Origin of the sequence: Nannocystis punicea (assembly GCF_026965555.1) — a bacterium.
Taxonomy (GTDB): domain Bacteria; phylum Myxococcota_A; class Polyangia; order Nannocystales; family Nannocystaceae; genus Nannocystis; species Nannocystis punicea.
In genome coordinates this window covers 8,985,472-9,005,858 of the sequence record NZ_CP114040.1, presented here as the reverse complement: position 1 = coordinate 9,005,858, position 20,387 = coordinate 8,985,472, and the positions used below count along the sequence as shown (strand labels likewise).

General features: G+C 70.8%; 21 protein-coding genes. 15 read left to right on the top strand and 6 right to left on the bottom strand.

All coding sequences use genetic code 11. From position 1 onward, the window contains the following. Nucleotides 1-116: 116 nt before the first annotated feature. Entirely contained in the window at nucleotides 117-308 is a 192-nt protein-coding gene (locus O0S08_RS34440) for a ferredoxin (protein WP_269033679.1), read from the bottom strand. A gap of 19 nt (nucleotides 309-327) precedes the next feature. Next, on the bottom strand, nucleotides 328-1,527 hold the full coding sequence (locus O0S08_RS34435) for a cytochrome P450 (RefSeq protein WP_371879508.1): 1,200 nt from the start codon (nucleotides 1,525-1,527) through the stop codon (nucleotides 328-330). A gap of 186 nt (nucleotides 1,528-1,713) precedes the next feature. Here O0S08_RS34435 and O0S08_RS34430 point away from each other — a divergent pair, with 186 nt between their 5' ends. The 4 genes from O0S08_RS34430 (at nucleotide 1,714) to O0S08_RS34415 (ending at nucleotide 4,161) form a co-directional block, all read left to right on the top strand. Continuing rightward, complete coding sequence (locus O0S08_RS34430; protein ID WP_269033677.1) at nucleotides 1,714-2,301, top strand: TetR/AcrR family transcriptional regulator; 588 nt, start codon at nucleotides 1,714-1,716, stop codon at nucleotides 2,299-2,301. A 135-nt stretch (nucleotides 2,302-2,436) separates the two neighbouring features. Continuing rightward, nucleotides 2,437-2,946: a DUF6892 domain-containing protein gene (locus tag O0S08_RS34425; protein ID WP_269033676.1), complete on the top strand. Its 510-nt coding sequence runs from the start codon at nucleotides 2,437-2,439 to the stop codon at nucleotides 2,944-2,946. A gap of 330 nt (nucleotides 2,947-3,276) precedes the next feature. Continuing rightward, nucleotides 3,277-3,711, top strand: a complete 435-nt coding sequence (locus O0S08_RS34420) for a helix-turn-helix transcriptional regulator (protein WP_269033675.1) — start codon at nucleotides 3,277-3,279, stop codon at nucleotides 3,709-3,711. A gap of 60 nt (nucleotides 3,712-3,771) precedes the next feature. Then, nucleotides 3,772-4,161, top strand: a complete 390-nt coding sequence (locus O0S08_RS34415; protein WP_269033674.1) for a VOC family protein — start codon at nucleotides 3,772-3,774, stop codon at nucleotides 4,159-4,161. A 107-nt stretch (nucleotides 4,162-4,268) separates the two neighbouring features. On the opposite strand, the gene O0S08_RS34410 is transcribed toward O0S08_RS34415, so the two are convergent. After that, nucleotides 4,269-4,715, bottom strand: coding sequence for an SRPBCC family protein (locus tag O0S08_RS34410; protein ID WP_269033673.1), 447 nt, complete (start codon nucleotides 4,713-4,715; stop codon nucleotides 4,269-4,271). A 76-nt stretch (nucleotides 4,716-4,791) separates the two neighbouring features. On the opposite strand from O0S08_RS34410, the gene O0S08_RS34405 reads away from it, so the two are divergent. The 3 genes from O0S08_RS34405 (at nucleotide 4,792) to O0S08_RS34395 (ending at nucleotide 8,410) form a co-directional block, all read left to right on the top strand. After that, nucleotides 4,792-6,273 (top strand): hydroxysqualene dehydroxylase, encoded by a 1,482-nt coding sequence (locus O0S08_RS34405; protein ID WP_269033672.1) that lies wholly within the window; start codon nucleotides 4,792-4,794, stop codon nucleotides 6,271-6,273. A gap of 322 nt (nucleotides 6,274-6,595) precedes the next feature. Then, nucleotides 6,596-7,894 carry a serine hydrolase domain-containing protein gene (locus O0S08_RS34400; RefSeq protein WP_269033671.1) on the top strand — a complete coding sequence of 433 codons (1,299 nt, stop codon included), beginning with the start codon at nucleotides 6,596-6,598 and terminating at the stop codon, nucleotides 7,892-7,894. A 138-nt stretch (nucleotides 7,895-8,032) separates the two neighbouring features. Further along, nucleotides 8,033-8,410, top strand: a complete 378-nt coding sequence (locus O0S08_RS34395) for a hypothetical protein (RefSeq protein WP_269033670.1) — start codon at nucleotides 8,033-8,035, stop codon at nucleotides 8,408-8,410. A 24-nt stretch (nucleotides 8,411-8,434) separates the two neighbouring features. Here O0S08_RS34395 and O0S08_RS34390 read toward each other — a convergent pair whose 3' ends face one another. Then, nucleotides 8,435-9,364 carry a LysR family transcriptional regulator gene (locus tag O0S08_RS34390; RefSeq protein ID WP_269033669.1) on the bottom strand — a complete coding sequence of 310 codons (930 nt, stop codon included), beginning with the start codon at nucleotides 9,362-9,364 and terminating at the stop codon, nucleotides 8,435-8,437. Between the two features lie 93 nt (nucleotides 9,365-9,457). Between O0S08_RS34390 and O0S08_RS34385 the strand changes: the two genes are divergently transcribed. The 5 genes from O0S08_RS34385 to O0S08_RS34365 all read left to right on the top strand — a co-directional run bounded on the left by O0S08_RS34385 (nucleotide 9,458) and on the right by O0S08_RS34365 (nucleotide 13,351). Beyond that, entirely contained in the window at nucleotides 9,458-10,516 is a 1,059-nt protein-coding gene (locus O0S08_RS34385) for an NAD(P)-dependent alcohol dehydrogenase (RefSeq protein ID WP_269033668.1), read from the top strand. Nucleotides 10,517-10,789: 273 nt separating this feature from the next. Then, complete coding sequence (locus O0S08_RS34380; RefSeq protein ID WP_269033667.1) at nucleotides 10,790-11,671, top strand: hypothetical protein; 882 nt, start codon at nucleotides 10,790-10,792, stop codon at nucleotides 11,669-11,671. A gap of 191 nt (nucleotides 11,672-11,862) precedes the next feature. Beyond that, nucleotides 11,863-12,192: a DUF6209 family protein gene (locus O0S08_RS34375; protein ID WP_269033666.1), complete on the top strand. Its 330-nt coding sequence runs from the start codon at nucleotides 11,863-11,865 to the stop codon at nucleotides 12,190-12,192. Nucleotides 12,193-12,273: 81 nt separating this feature from the next. Beyond that, nucleotides 12,274-12,900, top strand: a complete 627-nt coding sequence (locus O0S08_RS34370) for a hypothetical protein (RefSeq protein WP_269033665.1) — start codon at nucleotides 12,274-12,276, stop codon at nucleotides 12,898-12,900. Nucleotides 12,901-13,228: 328 nt separating this feature from the next. Then, complete coding sequence (locus tag O0S08_RS34365) at nucleotides 13,229-13,351, top strand: hypothetical protein (protein ID WP_269033664.1); 123 nt, start codon at nucleotides 13,229-13,231, stop codon at nucleotides 13,349-13,351. 29 nt (nucleotides 13,352-13,380) lie between these two features. Here the strand turns inward: O0S08_RS34365 and O0S08_RS34360 are convergent, their stop codons facing one another. Further along, nucleotides 13,381-14,295 carry a LysR family transcriptional regulator gene (locus O0S08_RS34360; protein WP_269033663.1) on the bottom strand — a complete coding sequence of 305 codons (915 nt, stop codon included), beginning with the start codon at nucleotides 14,293-14,295 and terminating at the stop codon, nucleotides 13,381-13,383. 96 nt (nucleotides 14,296-14,391) lie between these two features. Between O0S08_RS34360 and O0S08_RS34355 the strand changes: the two genes are divergently transcribed. After that, complete coding sequence (locus O0S08_RS34355) at nucleotides 14,392-15,654, top strand: MFS transporter (protein WP_269033662.1); 1,263 nt, start codon at nucleotides 14,392-14,394, stop codon at nucleotides 15,652-15,654. Nucleotides 15,655-16,210: 556 nt separating this feature from the next. Further along, on the top strand, nucleotides 16,211-17,725 hold the full coding sequence (locus O0S08_RS34350) for a hypothetical protein (protein WP_269033661.1): 1,515 nt from the start codon (nucleotides 16,211-16,213) through the stop codon (nucleotides 17,723-17,725). 272 nt (nucleotides 17,726-17,997) lie between these two features. Here the strand turns inward: O0S08_RS34350 and O0S08_RS34345 are convergent, their stop codons facing one another. Then, entirely contained in the window at nucleotides 17,998-18,348 is a 351-nt protein-coding gene (locus O0S08_RS34345) for an EthD domain-containing protein (RefSeq protein ID WP_269033660.1), read from the bottom strand. A 601-nt stretch (nucleotides 18,349-18,949) separates the two neighbouring features. On the opposite strand from O0S08_RS34345, the gene ltrA reads away from it, so the two are divergent. Next, nucleotides 18,950-20,377: a group II intron reverse transcriptase/maturase gene (gene ltrA, locus O0S08_RS34340; RefSeq protein WP_269033659.1), complete on the top strand. Its 1,428-nt coding sequence runs from the start codon at nucleotides 18,950-18,952 to the stop codon at nucleotides 20,375-20,377. The last annotated feature ends 10 nt before the right edge of the window (nucleotides 20,378-20,387 follow it).

The following is a 20,387-nucleotide window of genomic DNA, read 5'->3' as shown; positions in this document are numbered from 1 at the left end:
GCTGGTGGTCGGCGCGAACGGCCGAGGGCACCCGCCGCGGCCCGAGAGGGCCCCGGCGATCGCGGTGATCGCGAATCGTAGCAGGCGAGAATCGTGGCAGGCGCGGAGCGCCGCGTTCACTCTTCCAGCACGATCGCGGCGCCGGGGCACACGCACGCCGCCTCGCGGACTGCCGGGTGCAGCTCCTTCGGCGGCGATTCGTCGAGCAGGATCACGATGCCGTCGTCCCGCTGGTCGAACACTCGCGGCGCGATCATCACGCATTGACCGGCGCCGCAGCACTTGTTCTCGTCGACAAGGACTCGCATGATTCTTCTTCCTCTCTGCTCACCAGGTGACGGGGAACTCGCGGATGCCGTAGACCGTGGCGTCGGTCTTGAACGAGAGCTCGTCCACGGGCACCGCGGACCGCAGCTCGGGGATCCGCCGGAACAGGGTGTCGATGACGATCTGCAGCTCGAGGCGGGCGAGGTTCTGGCCGAGGCACTGGTGCGGGCCGAAGCCGAACGCGAGGTGGTTGCGGGAGCCGCGGTCGAGGTCGAGCTCGTCCGCGTTCTCGAACACCTGCGGATCTCGGTTGCCCGTGTTGGCCAGCAAGAGGACGCCCTCTCCGGCCCGGATCTGCACGCCGCCCAGCTCCACGTCCTCGCGCGCGACCCGGCCGAGCGCCTGCTCGGCGATGGTGAAGTAGCGCAGCAGCTCCTCGACGGCGGCCAGGGTCTTCGCGGGGTCCTGGCGGAGGGCGGCCAGCTTCTCCGGCTGCTGCAGCAGGACCAGGGTGCTGAGGGAGATCATGTTCGCGGTGGTCTCGTGCCCGGCGATCAGCAGGAGGAACGCCATGGCGACCAGGTCCCCGAAGTCGACCTCGCCGGTCTCGCGCTGCTTGGCGATCTGGCGGCCCAGCAGATCGTCGGTGGGCTCCTGCGCCTTGGCGGCCACCAGCTTGCCCAGATACATCATGAGCTCGCCGGTCGCCCGCGCGACCTCCTCGGCCGTGCTCTTCTGATTGACGAGCGTGCCGGAGCGGGTCTGGAAGAACTCGTGATCGGCGTAGGGCACGCCGAGCAGCTCGCAAATCACCAGAGAGGGCACCGGCAGGGAGAACGCCTGCACCAGATCGACCGGGCGCGGGCCGGCCAGCATCGCGTCGATGTGCTGGTCCACGATCTGCTGGATCCGCGGCCCCAGCGCCTGCGTCCGCTGGACCGTGAACTCGCCGAGCACCGTCCGGCGCGCCTGCCCGTGCTCGGGCGGGTCGAGCTCGAGCAGCAGCTTCTTGAGGTCGCTCGCGGGCGGAGGCTCACGGGACAGCGAGGGAAAGCCGGGATCGCGCCGGTTCGAGCTGAACCGCGGATCGGACAGGATCGCCCGGATGTGCTCGTGTTTGGTCACTGCCCACGTTGTCCTGCCATTGGGCAGCTTCACCTTGGCGATGGGCGCCTCTTCGCGGAGCCGGCGATGCTCGGCGGGCGGCGCGTACGGGCAGGTTCGGGTCATGGAAAGCGGCGAAATGAGCTCGGACGACATGTCTACCTCGGTTCGGTCCCAATGCGGAAAGTGTGCCCTTTCCGCGAGCCGGCTCCAGGCTAGCCGATCGGCTAGTGGCGTGCAAGCCGATCGGCAAGTGTGTGGTTTGTTGCCGGCGCGCCGATCCTCGGACATCGCCCGACGGCGAGGAGCGCGGTACTGTGTCGCTCTCCGTGAGGAGGACAGATGACCGCCAACACCGCCGCCAACGACACCCGATCGCGACTGCTCGACACCGCGCTGAAGCTGTTCAGCGAGCACGGCGTGGAGGGCACGTCGCTGCAGATGATCGCCGACGAGCTCGGCGTGACGAAGGCGGCGGTTTACTACTACTTCAAGACGAAGGACGAGATCGCCGAGGCGGTCGCGGCGCCCACGCTGCACGAGCTCGAGCAGATCATCGAGGCGGCGCGGACGAAGCCGAACCGCAGTGCGCAGATCGATCACGTGCTGAGCGGATTCGTCGAGCTCATCATGCGCCAGCGCCTGCTGCTCGGCCTGTACAACGGCGACCCGGGGATGCGCCGAGTCGTCGACAGGACGTTCCAGGCGCCGCGCGGCGAGGACATCCGGACCCGCATGCGTAAGGTCCTCGCCGGCGACCATCCCAGCCTCGCCGAGGCGATCTCCGTGCACGTGGTGTTCACAGGGCTGGCGATGGCCGGCGGCGCCCCCGAGTACGCGAACCTCGACGACGACACGCTGCGCCAGAACCTGCTCGCGGTCGGCAGGCGCCTGCTCGGCCACCCCGGCCCCAAGCGCGCCGCCAGGTAGTCGCTCGAGTCGCTCGTCGGGCGCGAGCGTCGATCCGCCTGACGCGATGCATGTGCAAGGTGTGATTCATCGGGCTCCGGCCGCTGGTGATCGACCGGGCTTGTGGTGGGCGGGCGCGGCGGGCATCGTCGCGGCATGAGCAAGTTCGAAGCGCTGCGAGACCCCGCGCTCCGCCTCGCCGTCGTCGAGACGCTGAGCAGGGCGGGCAAGCTCGACCTCGGGAAGATCCCAAAGGCGACCGGCCAGGACCGCGTCAACACCAAGACTCTGCAAGCGCTCGTGTCGCTCGCGGTGCCGGACAGGGCGCTCGCGGGGCTCCACGAGCTGTGGTGGGAGGGCGGCGGGCACAAGGTGCAGCACCAGGTGTGGCCGCTGTGGCACGGCGAGGACGACACGTTCTACGTGCATTCGCTCGCGGGGATCGAGGGGCTCGCGGGGCTCAGGAAGCTGACCCTGGCGACCGACGCGGACCTGCAGCCGCTGCAGCAGCTGCCTGAGCTCCGGTGGGCCCGGCTGCTGCTCGCGGGCGGGCAGGCGAAGTCCGCGGTGCTCGCCGAGCTGCGGGCGCGCAAGGTGGAGGTGATCGTCGAGGGCATGGACGCGGTGCCGAAGTCGGCGCGGCCGCTGCCGCCGCCGCAGGGCTGACGGTCCGCGGTCGACTGCAGCTTCCTGGGAGCCGCGGCCTCGCGTCCAGCCCGGCCCTCGCAACACGGCTCGCCTCGCGATCGTGGGCGCCCGGGCTCATGGAGGCGTCGGCGCGAGGACCGCGACACGAGCGTGAGGAGTGCTACGCGCGGAACGCGAGGCCGAACGGAGCATGTCCCGAGCGGACGGCGCGGAGGGTTTCGACGTCGACCGACGCCTCCGCCGCCGACCAGGGCGACAGGTCGCAACCTTTCAGACACGGCGACCTCGGTCCGCGCTGTGATTGCGAGCCGCGTCCCGCGCTACACTCCCGGTCGCGAGGCCTCGACCATGCTGACGCACGATGCGCTGATCCGCCTGTGCCGCGCGCGCGACCGCCTGCGGGAGACCGATGGTCGGGCACCGATCGCCGAGATCGCCCGCGAAGCCGGGCTGTCGCCGTATCACTTCATCCGCCAGTTCGCCGCGGTGTTCGGCGCGACGCCGCATCAGTATCGTATCGAGGCGCGGCTCGAGCAGGCGAAGCGGCTGCTCGCGCTCGGCAATCACTCGGTCACCGACGTCTGCTTCGAGGTCGGCTTCGAGAGCCTCGGCAGCTTCAGCGATCTGTTCTCGCGGCGCGTCGGCGTGGCGCCGTCGATGTACCGTCGGCGCTGGCAGGTGCCCTCGCGGGCGGGTTCGCTGCCGCGGGCGCTGATTCCGGGGTGCCTGCTGTTGATGTGCGGCGAGGCGGCGCTGGCCCCCGCAATTTTCAAGAAGCACTGAGCGGCGAAGCTGTCAGACTCTCGCGCGACGGCCACCGCGCCGATTCATCCAGGAGGTCTCATGCGCATCAAGCTCAACAGCATCGTCGTCGACAACCAGGACAAGGCCCTGCGCTTCTATACGGAGGTGCTCGGCTTCGTCAAAAGCAAGGAGATCCCGGTCGGCGAGTTCCGCTGGCTGACCGTCGTCTCGCCGGAAGGCCCGGCCGATGTCGAGCTCTCGCTCGAGCCGAACGCGAATCCGGCGGCGAAGAGGTACCAGGAGGAGCTGTTCCAGCAGGGCATTCCGCTGACCGCGTTCGAGGTCGACGACATCCGCGCAGAATACGAGCGGCTGAAGAAGCACGGCGTGGTGTTCACGATGGAGCCGACCGACACCGGCCAGGTCACCGTGGCGATCTTCGCCGACACCTGCGGGAATCTGATCCAGATCTACCAGCACGTGAAGTAGCCGGCGAACTGGATCTCGCCGCGCGGACTGCGAGCCCAGGCGATCGCGCCATTCGGCTCGCATCTGCGTCCTGTAGCGCTCGCTGGCTCCTCGTCGTGCCGCGGCGATCATTCGCCGAACATCGCCGCGAGGCTGCGCCGGCCCTGCTCCATCACTCGATGGTGGCTGCGCGCCATCCATCGCTTGACGGGCGGCAGCCGGCTCAGCGCGCGCAGCCAGCGGCGGCCGAGGTCGACCTCCCAGAGCATGACCACGCGCGCGCCGCCGTCGTGGGGTGCGAGCGTCCAGGTGCCGCGACCGATGAGGTCGCCGGCGGCGCGGAACTCGAGCCGCGCGGGCGGCTCGCGTACCACGACGTGCTGGACGAACTCGAGGGTGAGGCCGAGGTCGCCGCGGACGCGACAATCGACGACGTCGCCGGCGTCGTCGAGCGGCTCAGCCCGCTCGAAGCCGGGCCACCAGCGCGGGTAGCCGGGCGAATCGGCGAGCACCGGCCACAGCGTCGCGGGTGGCGCGAGGAACGTCCATTCGCTGCGGAGGTGAAACGCGGGCATGCGCCAGGAAGCTAGCAGACGCGATCCGGGCGGCGCGGTTTGACGGGCGCGGGGCGCGGTGCGACGCTTGGCGCCGGTGCACGCGCCGCTCGAGTTCGATGTGGTGATCCTCGGCGGCGGTATCGCCGGCTTGACCTGCGCGGTCGGCCTGCTCGACGCCGGTCTGCGCCTCGCCGTCGTCGAGCGCGACGACCTGCTCGGCGGCCGCGCGCGCAGCTGGACCGACCCGATCACCGGCGACCCGGTGCACATCGGGCCGCACATCGTCACCGATTGTTATGCGAACTTCTTCCGCCTCCTCGAACGCCTGGGCACGGCGGACCGCGTGGTGTGGGAGCCCGAGTCGCTGCTCTACACCATGTTCGACGGCGAGCGGGCGATCGACCTGCGCCGCTCGTGGTTGCCGCCGCCGGTGCAGCTGCTGGCGAGCCTGCGCGCCGATCCGTCGCTCGGGCTGCTCGACCTGGCCTCGAACGGCGCGCCGGCCCGGGTGGCGCTCGGCATCGACGAGCAGGACGTGCTCCGCCTCGACGGCCTCGACGGCCGCGCGGCGCTGACCGCCCTCGGCGTGCGGCCGGCGATGCAGCGCCGCTACTGGCAGTTCGCGGCGATGTCGATCCTGAACACGCCGCTGGGGCGCTGCTCGGCCGGCTCGTTGTTCCGCGCCTTCCATCACGCGATCACCCGCGACGCGGTGCGGGTCGGCTTCCCCGGCGTCGGGCTGGGCGACCTGTTCGCGCCCGCAGCCCGGGCCGCCGTCGAATCGGCGGGCCACCCGGTGTGGACGAACACCGCGGCGGCGGAGATCCTCGGGACCGACGCGCGCGCGACCGGGGTCCGCCTCGCCGACGGCCGGATCCTCCGCGCGCGCCACGTCGTCAGCACGCTGCCGCCGCGCGACCTCGCGGCGCTGCTGCCCGAATCGTGGCAGGGCCGGGCGGAGTTCGCCGCGCTGCGATGGTTCTCGGCGGTGGCGTACGTCAGCGTGTATTTGTGGTTCGACCGGCGAATCACCGCCCGGCAATTCTGGGCCCGGGCCTATGCACCCGACGATCTCAATTGCGACTTTTATGATTACGCCAACATCTATTTCGGCTGGACCGGCCGGCCGTCCTTGATCGGCAGCAACATCATCGACGCCGATCGGGTGGCCGACTGGAGCGATTCGGCGATCGTCGAGCGGACGCGGCGCGAGCTGGCGGAGAACCTGCCGGCGGCGCGGACTGCGAGGCTGCGCCACGCGGCGGTCCACCGGATCCCGCTGGCAGTGCAGGCCCCGCTGCCCGGCTTCGAGGCCCGCCGACCGTCGACGCTCACCGCCATCGACGGGCTGCTGCTCGCCGGCGACTGGACGCGCACCGGCCTGCCGTCGTCGATGGAGAGCGCCGCGGCCTCGGGCTGGGGCGCGGCCGAGGCGGTGTGGGCCCGCGAGGGCCGGCCGCGGGCGCTGGTGCAGCCGCTGCCGCCGCGCGGTCGCCTGGCGCGGGTACTGATGACCGCGGCGCGGGCCGCCCCGTGGCCGCCGCGGCTGCGTCGGGTCGCGGCACGCCGCGCCTGAAGCGTCGTCGCATTCCCGGGCGACGAGCGGCGGCGAGGCATCTCTTCGTGTCTCGCAAGTCATGCGAGATCTCCGGCCGCGAGGTCGCATCCTCCGGAGGACCCCCAGCGAAAGCTCGTGAGGGCCGCTCCCTGCGCCGTCGAACGGGTTCTCCTCACCCGCGAGGCCTGCGAAGTTATGATGCGCCCCGGCCATGAACAGGCGCGACCTTCTCGTCTCCGTGGGTGCAGGCGCCGGCTGGCTGGTGACTGGAGCGGTCCTCGGCGGTTGCCGGGCGCGTCGCTCCGCGCCGGCGAAGGGCCCGCCCGTCGAACCTCCGAACGTGCTCCAGTCCTGGCTGGAGCGCTGGCTGGCGGCGTTCAACGATCCGGACCTCGGCGTCTACGAGCGGTTCGTCGAGGCGCTCGCGCCGACGGTGCGGCCGTACATCGACGACGACCTGTCGGTCCGCGAGGTCACCGGCGGGTTCGAGCTCGTGTCCTCGCAGGTCACGGGTCCGCAGGAGATCACGGCCTTCGTGAAAGATCGCGCGTGGGACCGGCGCTCGAAGGTGGTGTTGACGGCCTCGGGCCCGGACCGGCTGGACGACATCGCCTTCGCCGGCGCTCCGGCCGAGGGGACGATCGCGCGGCTGGACGAGCGTGCGGCCCTCGCCGCGGTGGAGACGAAGCTCCGCGACGAGGCCCGGGGCGGTCGCTTCAACGGCGCGGTGTCGATCGCGCGCGGCGAGCAGGTGCTGGTCCGCGTCGGCCATGGCTCGGCGGACGACGAGCAGGCGCTCCGCGTCACGCCGTCGACGCGGTTCTGCGTCGGCTCGATGGGCAAGATGTTCACCGCGGTGGCGGTCATGCAGCTGGTGGAGCAGGGTCGCCTCGGCCTCGCCGACACGCTGGCCACGCACCTGCCCGACTACGCCAACAGGGCCCTGGCCGAGCGCGTGACCGTGGAGCAGCTGCTGACCCACACGGGCGGCACTGGCGACATCTTCGGCCCGCAGTACGACGCCAACGCCGACCAGCTGACGACCATCGCCGAGCTGGTGCGCTTCTACGGCGCGCGTGAGCCCGCGTTCGCGCCGGGGTCGCGCTGGGGCTACAGCAACTACGGCTTCGTCCTGCTGGGGGCGATCCTCGAGCGAGTGACGGGCGAGCCCTACGAGGTGGTCTTCCAGGAGCGGATCTTCGGGCCGGCGAAGATGGAGTCGACCTCGCAGTCGTTCGCCTCCTCGCGCCCGACCGCCATTCCGTACACCGGCGCGGGGGCGACCGGGCGCAAGGCGCTGAAGCCCTACGCGGGGCTGCCGGCCGGCGGCGGCTACTCGACCGTCGAGGACCTGCACGCCTTCGTCGTCGCCCTGCGCAGCGGCGCTCTGGTCGGCGCGCCGACCCTCGCGGCGATGACGACGCCGCGGGTGGTGGCAGGCACGTCGCACTGGGGCCTCGGCCTGGCGGTGCGGACCCGCAACGGCGAGACCTACTACGGGCACGGCGGCAGCGCCCCGGGCGTCAACGGCGACCTGGCGGTCTATCGCGACTACGCGACGGTGGTCCTGTGCAACCGCGGGCACCCGGCCGCCGTCAACGCCGCCGAGTTCATCGGTTCGCGCCTACCGGCGGCGTGAGCACGGGCCAGGGGGCCGCCGTCGATCGAGGCGGGCGGTGCGGCGGGACGAGGGCGGCCGCGCCCTCGAGTTGTGCGGCCGGCGGTAACGTGACCCGAATCGATTGAAATCGCCGGGCCCCGCCCAATGCTGAATGTCATGTCCGAGGCCCATGACAATCCTATCACCAAGACGATTGCCCCGACCCTGATACCGGGCTCGGTGCGCACGCTGTCGGGCGAGCCGCTGCCGCCGGAGGCGAGGCGGTCCGCGCGGGCCTACAAGGTGTCGTTCTCGTTGATGCAGAACGGCATCATCATCCCTCTGCGTCTGACCTACCAGCACATCCGTCCGAGCGACGCGGTGTTTGCGACGATCTGCCAGCTCTCGGGTGAGAACGGCGAGCCGGTCGTGCTGAGCCCCGTACGTACGGCGATCTACAACGTCGCCCCGGTGCAGGGGCAGATCGAGGTCTGGCTCGAGATTACCTCGCAGCAGCCGGTGTGGGTGCGCATCGACGTGCTCGTGATCCGGTGATTTGCGCCGGGCGGTGGTGGCGCTTCAATCTTGGGACTTCGGCGCCCGCGTGCGGAGCGAGGCGGTCACCTCGCGGGCAGTGTCGATGAAGGCGCGGAGGGCAGGGGAGACCTGCGCGCGATTGGGGAAGTAGAGGAACAGCCCGGGCACCGCGGCGGCGTAGGGCTCGAGGACCAGGCGCAGGCTGCCGCGCTTCAGCAGCGGCTGGACCGACGGCTCGAACGCGTAGATGAGGCCGAGGCCCGCCTCGGCCATGGCGACCATCAGGCCCTCGTCGTTGGTGATGACGTTGCCGTGCACGGGGATCCGCCAGCTCTTCTTGCCCCGCTCGAGCTCCCAGGCGTAGAGCGCCTGGGTGGTGGCCGAGCGGCAGGTGATGCAGTCGTGCGCGAGCAGGTCCTTCGGGGCCTCCGGGGTGCCCCGCCGCTTGAGGTAGGACGGTGCGCCGGCGACGACGAAGCGCGAGGCCTGGGTCAGGCGGACCTGGACCATGTCGCGCTCGATGTACTCCTCGAGGCGGACGCCGGCGTCGAAGCCCTCGGCGACGATGTCGCGCCGCAGGTCCTCGACCTGGACCTCCACCTCGACCTTCGGATAGCTGGCGACGAACCGCGGCAACACCGGCGTGATCACGAACGGCACGGCCATGGCGGGCACAGTGAGGCGCACCTTGCCCGTGACCTCGTCCGCCTGGGCCGACGCCGACTTGAGCGCCTCGAGCGCCTGTTCGACCCCCGGCCCCGCCTGCTCGAACAGCCGCCGGCCCGCGTCGGTGAGCGCGACGCTCCGCGTGGTCCGCGACAGCAGCGCCACCCCGAGCCGCTCCTCGAGCTGGCGCACCGACTGGCTCAGCGCCGACGGCGAGATCCCGAGCTCCGTCGCGGCGGCGGCGAAGCTCCGGCGCCGCGCCACCGCGAGGAAGGTGTTCAGGGAGTTCAGAGGGGTGAAGGCCATTGTGAAGATTTACTACATGGCGTGTTCGCATTCTACTCGTTCCCCGCCCGCGGTCCGGCGCCTAGTCTTGCCGCCCGAGGAGAGGAAAAACCAATGCTGAAGACCCCCGCCTACGCGGCCGCCCACGCGCACGCGCCGCTGGTCCCGTTCACGATCGAGCGGCGCGAGCCCGGCCCGCACGACGTGCTCATCGACATTCTCTACTGCGGCGTCTGCCACTCCGACCTGCATCAGGCGCGCGACGAGTGGGGCGGCGCCATCTTCCCGATGGTGCCGGGCCACGAGATCGTCGGCCGGGTCACTCGCGTCGGCGCGAAGGTGACGAAGCTCGCCGTCGGCGACCTCGCGGGCGTCGGCTGCGTCGTCGACTCGTGCCGCGAGTGCGACGCGTGCCGCCGCGACCTCGAGGAGTTCTGCGAGAAGGGCTCGGCGCTGACCTACAACAGCACCGAGATGGACCGCAAGACGCCCACCTACGGCGGCTACTCGAAGCGGATCGTGGTCGCCGAGCGCTTCGCCCTCAAGATCCCGGCCGGCCTCGACGCCGCCGCCGCGGCGCCGCTCCTGTGCGCCGGCATCACCACGTACTCGCCGCTGCGCCAGTACAATTGCAAGCAGGGCGATCGCGTGGCGGTGGTCGGCCTCGGCGGCCTCGGTCACATGGCGGTCAAGCTGGCCGCGTCGATGGGCGCCGAGGTGACGCTGCTCAGCACCTCGCCCTCGAAGGAGGCCGACGCGCGGCGGCTCGGCGCGCACGCCTTCGCGGTCACGAAGGACGAGTCGACCTTCACCAGGCTCGCCGGCCGCTTCGACCTCATCATCGACACCGTCTCGGCTCCGCACGACTACAACAAGTACCTCGGGACGCTGCGGATCGGCGGCACGATGGTGCTCGTCGGCGTGCCGCCGGAGCCGGCGCCCGTGGCCGCCATGTCGCTGATCTGGGGGAACAAGCGCCTGGCCGGCTCGGCGATCGGCGGCATGATCGAGACGCAGGAGATGCTCGACTACTGCGCCGCGCACGGCATCGCCTCCGACATCGAGCTCATCCCGATCCAGCAGATCGACGCGGCCTACGAGCGCCTGCTGGCGAACGACGTGCGCTACCGCTTCGTCATCGACATGGCCAGCCTCGAGAGCGCGGCGACGTGAGCCGCTCGCGTCGAGGGCGCGAGCCGGCGGATCGGCTCCGCGGACCTGCGGGGCGCTGAAAGGTCCCGGCCGAAGTCGACATGTCCCTTCGGACAGGACGTGACGCGGCGCGAGCGCGCCGGCGGCCCGCCTCCGCGGCGCTCGCGGGGCGACCTGCCAGGACGGCGGGTCGGGATGTCCTTGCGGAGACCGATGCCCGAGAGCGCGCCGCGACGAGCTCGCCCGGCCCGGGAAATGGCCACACGCGTCGGGCGGTCGCGGTACAGTGACGCCGTGACCTGGGACGCCCCATACCCCGATCCGGCCCGCGTCCGCGCCGAGGTCGAGGGCATGACGAGCGCGTACGTCGCCGCGCTCGTCGAACGCGTGCCGCGCGAGCAGATCATCGGCCTCTACGCCAAGGGCTCCGCGGTGAAGCCGTGGGACGCCCCGCTGGACTACGTGCCGGAGCTCAGCGACGTGGACCTGCATGTCCTCGTGCACGACCCGGCGCGCCTCGAGGCGAGCCTCGGCGGCCTGCGCGGCGCGCTCGATCTGCAGGCGCGCGCCGAGAGGTTGTACTTCGAGCGCTTCCCGGGGCCGCTCCACGTGCCGCGCCCGCAGCTGCTCGCGCTGAACGGGTTGAAGGAGCAGCCGTGGTACGTGCCGTCGGTGGCGAGCACCGTCCGCGTGCTGCTCGGCGAGCCATATCCGACGACGACCGCGCTGGACGCCGAGAGCATCCGCCGCATCGACGCCGCCTCGCTCCTCGAGCACGAGGGATACGTTGCGAAGTTGCCGTGGGCGGTGGTGGACACGCCCGCGAAGTTTTTGTGGGGCCGCCTGCGCGAGCTGTCGTGGCGCGTGTCGCCGACCAGCTATCGGGCCCTCAGCGCGCTGGGCGTGCCGTACGCGGAGGCGTGGGGCGGGAACCGCTCGAGCGCGGTGCGGCGCCTCGAGGCGCTCGGCGAGGACGCGCTGGCCGCGGCGTGTGCGGCCTTCTATGCGGCGGCCTGGGACTTCTTCCTGTCGGGGTATGCGGACGGCGACGCGGCGCGCCGCGCCGTCCTCGCGGGCGCCGAGACGCTCGAGCGGGGCGCCCGAATCGGCCGCGCCGCGCTCGCGGGCCGAGGGCAATCGTCGGGACCGCGTGTCGAGCAAACAGGCGACTCATGACCTCCACGTTTCATTTCCGAGCCGACGGCATCCGCGCGAGAAGGGACTCTGACGTCCCTCGTCGCGCGTCGAGCATTCGAGTGAGAATCGACGCATGAGCGCGCCCTTCGGGTCGGTCGAATGACGCCGGGCGCCCCGCGTTGACAGGGTGCTCGCGGCGCGAGTAAAGTCCCCGCGGAGGAACCACGCTAATGACCACAGTAAGATTCCTGCCCCAATGGAAGCACGAGCAGGACAGCCCTTTGCGGCCCGGCGGGACGCTGCGCATCGAATACGACGTCGGCCGACTCACCTGCTGCCGGTCCGAGCGCTACGGCCAGGCCGCGTGGAGCATCGCCGCGTATGTTCGCTTCTACCCCGACGAGCAGGTCCAGTCCGCCGCGGTCTCGACCGGGCCCGCGGAGTTCACGATCCCGGCGAGCACCACCAGGGTCGAGGTGTGGTTCCACAACACCGACCAGACCGGCTGCTCGGCGTGGGACAGCCGCTACGGGTTGAACTACTCGTTCGACGTCGCCTGACCGACCTCATCCGACCGCGCCGCGGCGAAGCGAGTCCCCGATCGGCCACGGCCGCGCCCACCGGTGGCAGCTTCGCTCGGCGTGAATGCGCACGCCTTTGAGAGTGACCTGCGAGAGGCCGGGCGCTCTGCTATCTTCGGCGCCGCGATGCCGAGCGCCCCGTCGAACACCTTCGTGCGTGCCGTGATGTCCGTGGCGAGCGCCCTGCTCGCGGTGCGCTGCACGCCGACCACCGCGGAGGCCCCGCCCGAGGTGGCCGCGCCGGCCACACCGCCCGAGCGGGACCCCGAGCCGCCGATCGAGCGGCGGATCCAGGGGAGCTGGAAGGTGCTCTCGTCTTCGGTCCGAGATCAGGACGGCGGCGTGTTCGCGGCCCTCGTCGGTCAGACCGTGAGCATTGACGGCGATCGATTCGTCTATACGGAGTATTGGAACGACATGCACGGCCAGCCGATCGCGCATACCACGACCAAGATCATCACGCTGCCGCCCGGCACCAGCCCGCAGGCCATCGACCTCAGACAGGCCAGCGACGCGAAGGGGTGGGATCGCGTCGGCATCATCGTCGTGGACGGCGACCGGTTGTTCTTGAGCCTGACCTATCCGAACGAGCCGCGGCCGACGACGATGGAGCCCGCCGCCGACGGGCGTGAGGTCGTGACGCTCAAGCGCATCCCGGCCGCGCCCCCCGTGGCACCCGCCCCCTGATCGTGGCGATCGGCTGTCCGGGCCGCCGGCCCCGCGGGTTCTTCTCGAAGAACTCACTCAATCGGGGCCTGCTCGGCGTCGGGATCGCGCGGGCGCGGGCTGTTCGCGTTGGGGTCCTCGCCCGGGTCGCAGTTCCGCGAGCTCGAGGCCTTGAGGGATCGCCGCATGTCGGCGCGATCTCGGGGCTCCTGCCTTCGGCGCCGGCGAGGATTCGCTCCTGCCGCAATTCGAGGCGTGGCTCGCAGAGAGGGCGAGGAGCGAGGGGCGGCTTGCGGACCTGGATTGGGCGGGCCACATCGAGGCCGGGGACGGCAGTCAGAACAACCTCGTGACGTTCTTTCAGCTGTTGCGCGAGTTCCTGGCCCAGCGCGGCCAGGCGCTCGACGAGCCGGACGTCGCGTGGCGGGATTGGCCGAGGGACAAGAGTGAATTCGTCCTCGAAGATTCGTGAGACCGTCGATCGCTTGCGATGATTGGGAATCAGCGCGGCTGCTCGGCCCACTCCTTGACCGCCTCGACGAAGCGCCGCAGCCGCGCCGGGTAGAACTGCGCGTACGGGTACACCAGCCACAGCGGCAGCGGCACGGCGCGCCACGAAGGCACGAGGTGCACCAGTCGACCGGCGGCGAGGTCCTCCTCGACCAGCCAGGTCGAGACGATGGCCGCGCCGGTGCCGGCCAGCGCCGCCTGGCGCAGCGGGAACAGGCTGTCGGTGGCCAGGCGCGGGCGGATCGGCAGGCGGCGGGTCTCGCCGGTGGTGCGGTGCGTCAGCGCCACTTCGCGGCGGTAGAACGTGCTGAACGCCAGCCACGGGAGCTCGGCCAGGGCGGCGGGGTCGTCCGCCGGCGGGCCCGCGGCGACCAGCGCCGGCGCGGCCACCACGATGCGCGGGATCTCCGTCAAGCGCAGCGCCACCAGCGACGGGTCGCGCACCTCACCGGCCTGGATCGCGCAATCGACCCCGCCGCCGATGAGGTCGCGGAAGTCGTCGCGCAGCAGCCACTCGACGTCCACCCGCGGGTGCCGCTGCAGGAACCGGAGCAGCGGCTCGACCAGCTGCAGCTGGCCGAACGCGTGCGGCGCCACCACCCGCAGCAGGCCCTCGGCCTCGTCCTTCGCCCCGCGCAGGTGCGACTCGAACGCGGCCCAGCTCTCGAGCAGCGCCCTGGCCTGCTCGTAGCAGCGCTCGCCGTCCTCGGTGAGCTTCATCGCGTGCGTCGAGCGCTGCAGCAGCTGCACGCCGAAGAAGCGCTCGAGCGCCTGCAGGCGGCGGCTGATGGTCGGCTGCGTCGTCTGCAGCTGGGCCGCCGCGGCCGACAGGCTGCCGGCCTCGACGATGCGCACGAACGTCTGCATCAGCGCGATCCGGTCGGTCGAGGTCGGCTCCGCGGTCATGCGGCGAGCGTATAACAGTTGTGTCGCGCGGGCGCCTACACCGCGCCGGGCCCGTCCTGCACAGTGACGACACCGATCCTCCCCGCAGGACCTCGCATGCACGACCTCCCGCTCGACCCCACGGCGCTCGCGAATCCTCCCGCCGACAACCGCCTGTCCGCCCCGCTGCTCGGCTTGATGGCCGCAAGCACCGGCCTGACCGTGGCCTCGATCTACTACGCGCAGCCGATGCTGGCGCTGCTGGCCGAGACTCTGGACGCCACGCCGTCGGCGGTGGGCCTGGTGCCGACGCTGACGCAGCTCGGCTATGCGCTCGGCATCTTGTTGCTGACGCCGCTCGGCGACCGCTTCGACCGCCGGCGGGTCATCGTCGTCAAGGTCCTGCTCCTCGCGGCCGCGCTGCTGGCGAGCAGCCTCGCGCCCGACCTGCCGCTGCTGCTGGCGGCCAGCCTCGCGGTGGGCGTGGTCGCCACCGCCGCGCAGGACATCGTGCCCGCGGTCGCGACGCTCGCTCCCGACGCGCGTCGCGGTCGCGCCGTCGGCTCGGTGATGACCGGGCTGCTCCTCGGCATCCTGCTGTCGCGGGTGGTCAGCGGCGCGGTGGCCGAGCAGCTCGGCTGGCGGCTGATGTTCGCCCTGGCCGCGGCGGCGCTCTCGCTGGTCGCCCTGGCGCTGCGCTGGCGGCTGCCCCGGTTCGCGCCGACGACCCGCTTGCCGTACCCCGCGCTGCTCGGTTCGCTACGAACCCTGTGGCGCAGCCATCCCACGCTGCGCCGCGCGGCGTTCGCCCAGGGCCTGCTGTCGGTGGCCTTCAGCGCCTTCTGGTCGACCCTGGCGGTGTGGCTGCACGCGGCGCCGTTCCACCTCGGCAGCACCGCGGCCGGCGCTTTCGGCCTCGCCGGCGCGGCCGGGGCGCTGGCGGCACCGCTGGCCGGGCGCCTGTCCGACCGTCACGGCCCCGACGGCGTGACGCGGCGCGGCGCGGCGCTCGTGCTGGTCTCGTTCCTCGCCTTGCTGGCCTTGCCGCTGCTCGGCCGCACCGCTGGCCTGTGGCTGGTGGCGCTCGCGGCCGTCGGCTTCGACCTCGGCGTGCAGGCCTCCCTGATCGCGCACCAGACCCTCGTTTACAGCCTCGACCCCGCCGCCCGCAGCCGGCTCAACGCGACCTTCTTCACCGTGGTGTTCATCGGCATGGCGACCGGCTCCGCGCTCGGTGGCCTGCTGCTCGAGCACGCGGGGGTGAGCGGGGTGTTCGGCCTCGCCGCGGCGGCCGCGGCCGCAGCGCTGGTGCTGCGCGCGCCTTCGCTGGCCGGTCTCTGGCGCCCGGCGATCGCGTCCGCACCGCGGATCGCGTCGTGACTCGAGCTCTCGCAACTCATGCCGCGGATCGCCGACGGCGCGCCGCAGCCTTCGCGGCGTCGCTTCGGCGACGCGCCGTCGAGTGCGGCCGATCTGCCGGCGCGACGACACGCTCACGGCGAGCGCGAGATCGGGGTGCGTGGATCGCCGGAGCGGAGCCACCGGCTCGACGAGCTCGAGTGTGAGCGTCGGAGCACTCCTTCGATTGTTCTCCTCGCTCGCCCTGGCGCGAAATGATGCGTCGTCGCCGGGTGACGCTCGCGACGAATGCTCGAACCAGCCCCCGTGGATCGCCGACGAACGATTGTCCGCGAGCGAGCGACAATACAGCGACGAACGAGCGCCGTATTGCGTCTCGGACCGGGGTTCGCCTTCGCCCTCGGGACTCCCACGAATGCGCCGCCCCGCGCGACCGAGAGCCTGGCGCAGGCGCACGCGCGGGGTCGTAGGCCCCCGCGCAGGCCAACGCCGACGCCGCGCACCACCGGCGTGCACTTGGAGGAGAGTCGCCGGCATGACGACAGGGACGAGGATGGGTGTGTGGAGTTTGGTCCTGGTGGCTGCGTGCGGTGGCGGCGGCGGATCGACCACGGCGACCGACAGCAGCACGTCGACGTCGGGCACCGACACGACCGGCGGCGCCAGCGAGACAGCGGGCACCGACCCGACCGGCGGCGCCGGCGAGACGGCGAGCAGCGTCACCACCGGCGTCCCGACCACGAGCACCACCGACGGCGGCGACACGACCACCGGGACCACCGGCACGCCGGGCTTCGACTGCGACGCCGAGCTCGACAGCGCCTGGGGCATGGGCGACGACGTCGGCGTGCTCGAAGGCGACGCGTGGACGCCGGGGCGCGACGGCGACGGCCGGGTCAACTGCGTCTCGTGGCAGACAGTGCCGCTGAATCGCTGGGTGCGCGTGGTCGGAACCCGGCTCGACGCGCTCGACGCCGAGGTCAAGGCAGCGATCCCCGGCTGGAGCGACCGCGGCAACGAGGACTGGCACGGCGTGCTCGCGGACTGGGTCGGCATGGCCTGGGACACGCGCAAGGGCAGCGAGCGCGGCTGGGTCACCGTCGGCGGCGGCCACGACGGCTCGTCGAACGACGGCGTGTACAAGCTCGACCTGCGGGCGATGAAGTGGAGCATCGAGCGGCTGCCCAGCGACAGCTCGAAGTGGCCCGAGGCGTACAGCGCGAACTTCACCAACTTCAACCCGGCCGTCGAGTACTACGAGAACAACCCCGAGAACCCCGAGGGCGTGTACAGCGACGAGTTCTTCGACCCCGACAACCCGGACATCTCGTCGCGCACCCCGACCTCGCGCCACACCTACGGCTCGACCGTGTTCGTGCCCGAGCTCGGCAATGCGGGCAAGATCCTCATGGGTTGCCGCCGCTACTGGGAGTACGACGTCGAGACCGCGACCTGGTCGCTGCCGAAGTTCCCCTTCGACGCCGCGGCGAATTACTCCGGTGAGACCGGCTACGCCGGCGAGAACATGCACGGGTGGTGGAACGCCGCCGAGGGCCGCTATTACATGTCGGCCACCCAGAACTACAACGCCGCGCAGACCTGGTCGGTGCTGGCCGGCGGCACCGATTTCCGCTGGGAGGGCGGCTACCCGAGCGGCGGGTGGGCCGCGCTCAGCAACGCGATGGATCAACGCGGGCAGACCCTGCACACCCTGCAATACGACGCCGGGCGCCCGGCCTCGATGCTGGTGACCGACCTCGACACCCGCGAGATCGTCGGCCACGAGCTGACCTACGGCCCGTCGGCGATGGCGTTGGAGTTCGATCCGCAGTCGGGGTTCGACGGCAGGACCCTCGCGCACGTGGCCGAGACCGGCCAGTACCTGGCCAACCTCGAGGCGAGCGGCGAGGGCATGCTGTGGGCGTGGATCGACGAGAACACGTGGACGCTCGAGCGCGCCGAGATCGCGGGTGACTACCCCGCAGTGGTGAATGGCAACACCGAGACCAAGCTCGAGTATTTCCCAGAAATTCACGCGATCGTGTGGGTGAACGTCGCCGAAGAGGACATTCGCCTGATCCGCCTGCAGTGACGCGGGCTCCCGCGGCGCGGCGGCGCGTCGGCCTCGGTCGTCGCGTCGTCTTCGTGGATTCGAGGGGACGCTCGCCTGTCCCCCGAATCATGACGGGCGCGACGCGGAGGCGGACCCTAGGTCGGGTGCGGACGGCGAACGGCCGCCCCGGGCGAGGGCTCGTGGCGGCCGTCAGCGCGCCGAGGCGCAGCGTTCAGAGTTTCGAGATGTTGACGTGAAACCCCTGCGCCGCCATTTCTTCGACGAGCCCGAGCGTGACCCCGTCGACCTTGTCAGGTGCCGGTCGTGACGTGCTCCTCGACGACGTAGGCGAAGTAGTGCCGGTGGTCGAGGAAGCGCTCCTCGTCGGCGCGCACCTGCGCGGCCACCTCGGGCCGGGACACCGCGGCCAGCCACGCGTCCAGCGCTTCGCGGTCGGCGAATTTCTGCTCGGTGACGACGTCGAAGCCGATCGCCGCGCCGGGCAGCACCGCGTGGTCGCGGCGCAGGTAGCTGCGGCGGTAGACCGGCGGCGGTCCGACCAGCCGGCAGATCAGCGGCACGTGGTGGTTCTCGTAGTGGTCGATGAACGCCTCGGTCGTGAGGTCGGGCCGCTTGGCCAGGAACGCCATGATCGTGAGCATGAAGAGGTCTCCTCGCGGCCCGGAGCGCCGCGGGCGATCGTTTATCAAGACACAGTGTCTACTGTCAAATTCACTCTGTGTACGAAGATGCCGGACCGTCCGGCGGCGGCTGCGATATGCTGCGCCGGTGGTGCGTCCTGAAGACACGGACGAGCAGGACCCCGGAGGGGGCGGGTCGGCCGCGTCATGCTGCACCGTTCCAGCGGGTGAAAGTCCCGTCCGGGTAAGCGCCGGAGCGCCCGGTAGCAGGCCCCAGGCGCGAGGAGAGATCCTCGTGGCCCGAGCGGGGCGTCAAGAGCCTCTACGGAGGGAGCAAGAACGCGGGCCGCAACATCAAGTGAAGCCTGCAGCCTCGTCAGAGAAACAATGGGGGAGCCGAGCCGATCACTTCGCGGCGAAGGCCACGTCCACCGCGCACGAGTCCGGAACAGAAAGCGCGATGGGTCCTCCCGGGGTACGGGGCGCAGCACGCGTTCAAGGAGCGATGCGGAACAGGAGAGGCCCGTCTGCACGGTCCGTGTCGGGGCAAGGTGGCTCGTATAAGCCGAAGGCGAAGTCGAGCGCTGTGCAGCGGGAGTCCGAGGGGGTCGTAGTACCGGCGATGGCGGCGCAGAACAACGCCGCCGGAGGGAAGGGCCCCTGGGGTGGTCGTGTCGGAGAAGAAGGTAAGCGCGAGGGCATGGCCTGCAGGACAGGTCCCAACAACCCCGCGCGGCGCAGGCCGCGTGACAAAGTGCGAGAACTTCGACGCCGACTGTGGGCCGCAGCCAAGCGGCATCCGGGTAGACGCTTCCATGCGCTGTACGACCGCATCTTCAGGCGTGACGTCCTGAAGGAGGCGTGGAAGCGGGTGAAGAAGAACAGGGGGTCAGCGGGCATCGATGCCCAGACGCTGGCCGAGGTGGAAGAGCTCGGCGTCGATCGCTTCCTCGAAGCGATCGGTGCAGAGCTCGAGGCGGGGACGTACCGGCCGAGCGCGGTCATGCGGCGGTACATCCCGAAGGCGGACGGGAAGAAGCGGCCGCTGGGGATCCCGACAGTCCGGGACCGAGTGGTGCAGATGGCGGCGAAGCTGGTGCTGGAGCCGATATTCGAGGCGGACTTCCTTCCGTGCTCGTACGGCTTCCGGCCGAAGCGCAGCGCGACGCAGGCGCTCGAGCGACTGCGCGTGTTGGGAGCGCGAGGTGGAAACCATGTGCTCGACGCCGACATCCGCGACTACTTCGGCAGCATCGATCACGAGCGACTGATGAAGCTCGTCGAGATGCGGATCTCGGATCGAAGGGTCCTCAAGCTGGTGCGGCAATGGCTCGAAGCCGGCGTGATGGAAGACGGCGAGGTGACGGCGATGCTCTCGGGGACACCCCAGGGCGGGGTCATCTCACCGCTGCTGTCGAACATCTACCTCGGCGTCCTCGACAAGTTGTGGCAGCGACGGCACGCCCACCTGGGCGAGCTCGTGCGCTACTGCGATGACTTCGTGATCCTGTGCAGGACCAGGAAGGCGTGCGAGGAGGCCGAGGTCAGGGTCCGCGAGATCCTGCGTCGACTTCGACTCGAGCTGCATCCGGAGAAGACGAGGCGCGTCGAGCTGAGCCGGGGACGGCAAGGCTTCGACTTCCTCGGCTGTCACCTGCGTAAGCGCATGTCCGGTCTGATCTGGGAGAAGGAACGCCGCAGGGCGTACTTCCTCCAGCGCTGGCCTTCGACGCGCAGCTTGACGCGGGTGCGACAGCGTGTGAAGGAGCTGACCGGTCGTAACCGCCACGGGGTCAAAGATGTGCGGGTGATCATCCGCGACATCAATCCGGTGCTGCGCGGCTGGGCCAACTACTTCCTCACCGGGAACGCCGCCGCGAAGTTCAACCAGATCGACACCTACGTATGGAGTCGACTCCGCGCCTTCATGGTGAAGAGCAAAGGTCGACATCTCCACGCGGGGGAGGCCGAGGTCTGGACACGCGACTTCTTCCACAACCACGGCCTCCATCGTCTGCGGGGGACCGTGCAGTACCCGGAGGCAGCGTAATGCAACGGCC

Coding starts and splice junctions, on each gene's coding strand:
- O0S08_RS34440 (WP_269033679.1), bottom strand. CDS start 308: ATGCGAGTCCTTGTCGACGAGAACAAGTGCTGCGGCGCCGGTCAATGC.
- O0S08_RS34435 (WP_371879508.1), bottom strand. CDS start 1,527: ATGTCGTCCGAGCTCATTTCGCCGCTTTCCATGACCCGAACCTGCCCG.
- O0S08_RS34430 (WP_269033677.1), top strand. CDS start 1,714: ATGACCGCCAACACCGCCGCCAACGACACCCGATCGCGACTGCTCGAC.
- O0S08_RS34425 (WP_269033676.1), top strand. CDS start 2,437: ATGAGCAAGTTCGAAGCGCTGCGAGACCCCGCGCTCCGCCTCGCCGTC.
- O0S08_RS34420 (WP_269033675.1), top strand. CDS start 3,277: ATGCTGACGCACGATGCGCTGATCCGCCTGTGCCGCGCGCGCGACCGC.
- O0S08_RS34415 (WP_269033674.1), top strand. CDS start 3,772: ATGCGCATCAAGCTCAACAGCATCGTCGTCGACAACCAGGACAAGGCC.
- O0S08_RS34410 (WP_269033673.1), bottom strand. CDS start 4,715: ATGCCCGCGTTTCACCTCCGCAGCGAATGGACGTTCCTCGCGCCACCC.
- O0S08_RS34395 (WP_269033670.1), top strand. CDS start 8,033: ATGTCCGAGGCCCATGACAATCCTATCACCAAGACGATTGCCCCGACC.
- O0S08_RS34390 (WP_269033669.1), bottom strand. CDS start 9,364: ATGGCCTTCACCCCTCTGAACTCCCTGAACACCTTCCTCGCGGTGGCG.
- O0S08_RS34385 (WP_269033668.1), top strand. CDS start 9,458: ATGCTGAAGACCCCCGCCTACGCGGCCGCCCACGCGCACGCGCCGCTG.
- O0S08_RS34375 (WP_269033666.1), top strand. CDS start 11,863: ATGACCACAGTAAGATTCCTGCCCCAATGGAAGCACGAGCAGGACAGC.
- O0S08_RS34360 (WP_269033663.1), bottom strand. CDS start 14,295: ATGACCGCGGAGCCGACCTCGACCGACCGGATCGCGCTGATGCAGACG.
- O0S08_RS34355 (WP_269033662.1), top strand. CDS start 14,392: ATGCACGACCTCCCGCTCGACCCCACGGCGCTCGCGAATCCTCCCGCC.
- O0S08_RS34345 (WP_269033660.1), bottom strand. CDS start 18,348: ATGCTCACGATCATGGCGTTCCTGGCCAAGCGGCCCGACCTCACGACC.
- ltrA (WP_269033659.1), top strand. CDS start 18,950: ATGGCGGCGCAGAACAACGCCGCCGGAGGGAAGGGCCCCTGGGGTGGT.